This window comes from Actinomyces sp. MRS3W (genome assembly GCF_032465695.1).
In the GTDB taxonomy this organism is placed as follows: Bacteria; Actinomycetota; Actinomycetes; order Actinomycetales; family Actinomycetaceae; genus Actinomyces.
Map to the genome: position 1 here is coordinate 1 of NZ_JAWDJJ010000121.1, position 3,478 is coordinate 3,478.

Sequence of the window (3,478 nt, forward strand, 5' to 3'; positions counted from 1 at the left end):
TCGTGGCCCTGGCCGGCGAGACGGGCGGGTGCCCCCTCGTCGTCGTGGCCACCAACCCCACCGCGCGTGAGCGGTGAGCCCGTGCCGGCGTCCTCGTGCGCGCGGCGGCCACCGCCCTGGGCGGCGGCGGCGGCGGTAAGGACGACGTGGCGCAGGGAGGCGGCCAGGACCCAACGGCGATTCCCGCTGCCCTGGACGCCATTGCCGTGGGCCTGGCCGCCTGACCGGCACACGTGGGAGGGCAGCGTGAGAAGCGGAGTCCGGCTGGCTTTTGACGTCGGTCAGGTGCGGGTGGGCGTGGCCCGTTGTGACGCTGATGCCATCCTTGCCGTCCCCCTGACGACCCTGCACCGCGACCGCTATGGTGGTGACCTCGAGGAGGCTGCGGACCTGGTCGCCGACTACGACGCCGTTGAAGTGATCGTGGGCCTACCCCGTAACATGAGTGGGGGCGCCTCCCACTCCACCAAGGATGCCCGCCGCTGGGCCGGCATGCTGGCCGGACTCATCACTCCCGTACCGGTCCGGCTGGTGGATGAGCGGCTCACTACCGTGACCGCGCACCGTGAGTTGCACGAGGCGGGACGAGAAGAGAAGTACTTCCGCAGCGTCGTTGACCAGGCGGCCGCCGTGGTCATACTTGAACAGGCCCTCGCCACGGAGCGCTCCACCCAGGCGCCCGCCGGCGAGCCGGCCGCACCCATCCAGAGAGGCAGACTGTGAGCGAGGACGACTTCTTCTCCGCGGTAGGGGCGGATGCCGCCGAGGCCGAGCAGCCGGAAGACGGCCGTCGTCGGCGTCACCGACGAGACACCGAACGATCCCGGCGTCGCCGCAAGCGACGTCGGCACGCCCTGACCGCCGTCGTGCTCATCGTCGTGCTCGCCGGAGTCGGGTTCGTCGGCTATGAGGCACTCAGCGTCGTCAAGGACGCCAGACCCGCGCAGACATCCATTTCCGACTACACCGGTGCGGGCGAGGAAGAGGTCGTCGTCACCATTCCGGACGGCGCCACCGGGGCGGAGATAGCCGACATTCTCGCCAAGGCGGACGTGGTCGCCACCGCCGCCGCTTTCCGCAACGCCTATGCGGCCAACGCCAATTCCGGCAACATTCAGGCCGGCACCTACACGCTCAAAACGCACATGTCCGCCGCCAACGCGGTGGCCCTGCTGCTGGACCCCTCCTCCCGCTCCGACCACACTCTGACCATCCCCGAGGGCGCCACCAAGACCGAGGTCAAGGAACGGCTCATGAGCGTGGGCGGCTACACCGACGCCGAGGTGGAGGAGGCCTTCGCGGACACCGCGGCTATCGGCCTGCCCGACATCGCCGGCGGGGACGTGGAGGGCTGGCTGGCCCCCTCCACCTATGACATTGCCGAGGACGCCACTGCCACCGACGTCGTGGCCTCCATGGTCTCCACCACGGTGACACGGCTGAACAACTCCGGGGCTACTGCCGAGAACTACGAGGACGTACTGACCAAGGCCTCCATTGTGGAGCGCGAGGTCTCCGACCCCACCTACTACGGGAAGGTCGCCCGCGTCATTGACAACCGGCTATCCGACACCGGTGGGGAGACCAAGGGCATGCTCCAGATGGACTCCACCGTGCTTTACGGACTGGGGCGCACCGGCGGCATTCCCAGCGACCAAGAGATCGCCGACTCCTCCAACGCCTACAACACCTATCAGCACGCCGGCCTGCCCCCCACCCCGATCGGCAGCCCCAGCGAGCTCGCCATTCAGGCCGTCGTCAATCCGCCGGAAGGTGATTGGCTGTACTTCGTCACCGTCAACCTGGAGACCGGGGAAACCCTGTTCGCCAGCACTCACGAGGAACAGGTGGAGAACACGAAGCAGCTGAGCGCCTACTGCCAGGACAACCAGGAGGTGTGCTCCGGCGCCTCCTCCTCACCCAGCCCGCAGGCGACCCCCACAGACAGCGAGTAGGCGATGATGGCAACCGGCCCCATGAGCGGCACTGGTGCCAGGCACCGGGCCGCCGTCATCGGCACCCCCGTGGCGCATTCGCTCTCCCCGGTGCTGCACCGCGCCGCCTACGCCGCCTTGGGCCTGGACGACTGGATCTACGAGCGCCGCGAGACTACGCCCGCCGAGCTGCCCGCCCTACTGGAGGAGCTGGCCGCCCCGGCACCGGCCGATCCCATCTGGGCAGGGCTGAGCGTCACCATGCCGCACAAGCAGGCCCTGCTGCCCAGGCTCGACGTCGTCGACCCGCTGGCCGCAACCGTCGGCGCGGTCAACACGGTGGTGGCTCAGCGCTCCGGACGCGGCGCCGCCCTGCTGGCCGGCTTCAACACGGACGTGGCCGGGATCGTTGGCGCCGTGCGGGAGACCCGTGCCGGCACGGACGGGAGCCGCGACGACCAGCGGTGCCCGCACCGCGCCGTCATCCTGGGATCCGGCGCCACCGCCTGCTCCGCCCTCGCCGCCCTCAGCGAGCTGGGCGCCACCGAGCTGACCGTCGCCGCCCGCCGCCACGCCGGGCCGGGACGTGCGCTGACGGCCGCACACCGCATGGGGCTGGAAATCAACGCCCTCACGTGGCGGCCCGGGGCCGCCGACTCCGACGCCGAGGTCGCTGCCGCCGTGGCCGGAGCCGATATTGTTGTCTCCACCCTCCCGGCGGGCGCCGCCGACACCCTCGTCGCGCCCCTGGTGCCTGCCTTGACGGGCGCCGAGCAACTCCGAGACGCGGTGCTGCTCGACGTCGTCTACGCACCCTGGCCGACCCCGCTGGCGAGCGCCTGGCAGAGTGCGGGCGGGCGGGTTGCCGCCGGTTGGCTCATGCTGTTGCACCAGGCGGTCCCGCAGGTCACGCTCATGACCGGGCATACCCCCGACGTGGAGATTATGCGCGGCGCGTTGACCCGGGCGCTGAGCGTGGGATGATCTGCCCATGCTTCGATGGATGACCGCCGGCGAATCCCACGGTGAGGCCCTCACCGCCATCATCGAGGGGGTTCCCGCGGGCGTGGAGATCACCAGTGCGCAGCTGCGCGCCGCCCTGGCTCGCCGTCGCCTCGGCCACGGCCGCGGCGCCCGGCAGAAGTTCGAGCAGGACGACCTGGCCATCCTCGGCGGTATCCGTCACGGCCGCACCCTGGGCAGCCCCGTAGCCCTGCGCATCGGGAATTCCGAATGGCCCAAATGGGCTACGGTCATGAGCCCCGACCCGGTGCCCGAGACGGCCCTGCGCAAGCACGCCGGTACCGGAGATGAGCGGGAAATTGCCCGCAACCTGCCCCTGACCCGGCCGCGCCCCGGACACGCCGACTTACCCGGCCTGCTCAAGTACGACCTGCCCGATGCCCGCCCCGTCCTGGAACGCGCCTCCGCCCGGGAAACCGCCGCCCGGGTCGCCCTGGGCGCCGTTGCCGAGGCGGTTTTGGAGCAGGTGGCAGGTATTCGGCTTGTCAGCCATGTGGTGCGTATCGGCACTGTCGCCCTAC

Annotated in this window: 5 protein-coding genes; all 5 read left to right on the forward strand. The window is 70.5% G+C overall.

Features of this window, described 5'->3' with window-relative positions; all coding sequences use genetic code 11:
• The first annotated feature begins 95 nt into the window (after window positions 1-95).
• A complete protein-coding gene (locus tag RWX45_RS04230) occupies window positions 96-224 on the forward strand; it encodes a DHHA1 domain-containing protein (RefSeq protein ID WP_316022526.1) in 129 nt (42 codons plus the stop codon).
• A gap of 22 nt (window positions 225-246) precedes the next feature.
• On the forward strand, window positions 247-723 hold the full coding sequence (gene ruvX / locus RWX45_RS04235; RefSeq protein ID WP_316022527.1) for a Holliday junction resolvase RuvX: 477 nt from the start codon (window positions 247-249) through the stop codon (window positions 721-723).
• Window positions 720-1,955 carry an endolytic transglycosylase MltG gene (mltG, locus tag RWX45_RS04240; protein ID WP_316022528.1) on the forward strand — a complete coding sequence of 412 codons (1,236 nt, stop codon included), beginning with the start codon at window positions 720-722 and terminating at the stop codon, window positions 1,953-1,955. The genes ruvX and mltG overlap by 4 nt, the downstream gene beginning before the upstream one ends.
• Before the next feature lie 21 nt (window positions 1,956-1,976).
• The gene (locus tag RWX45_RS04245) at window positions 1,977-2,918 is read left to right on the forward strand and encodes a shikimate dehydrogenase (protein WP_316022529.1); all 942 of its coding nucleotides are present in this window, start codon (window positions 1,977-1,979) and stop codon (window positions 2,916-2,918) included.
• Window positions 2,919-2,925: 7 nt separating this feature from the next.
• On the forward strand, window positions 2,926-3,478 hold a 553-nt coding region (locus RWX45_RS04250), incomplete at its 3' end, for a chorismate synthase (protein WP_316022530.1).

Bases quoted from the DNA above. Each gene is read 5' to 3' on its own strand.
- RWX45_RS04245 (WP_316022529.1), top strand. From the start codon at position 1,977: ATGAGCGGCACTGGTGCCAGGCACCGGGCCGCCGTCATCGGCACCCCC.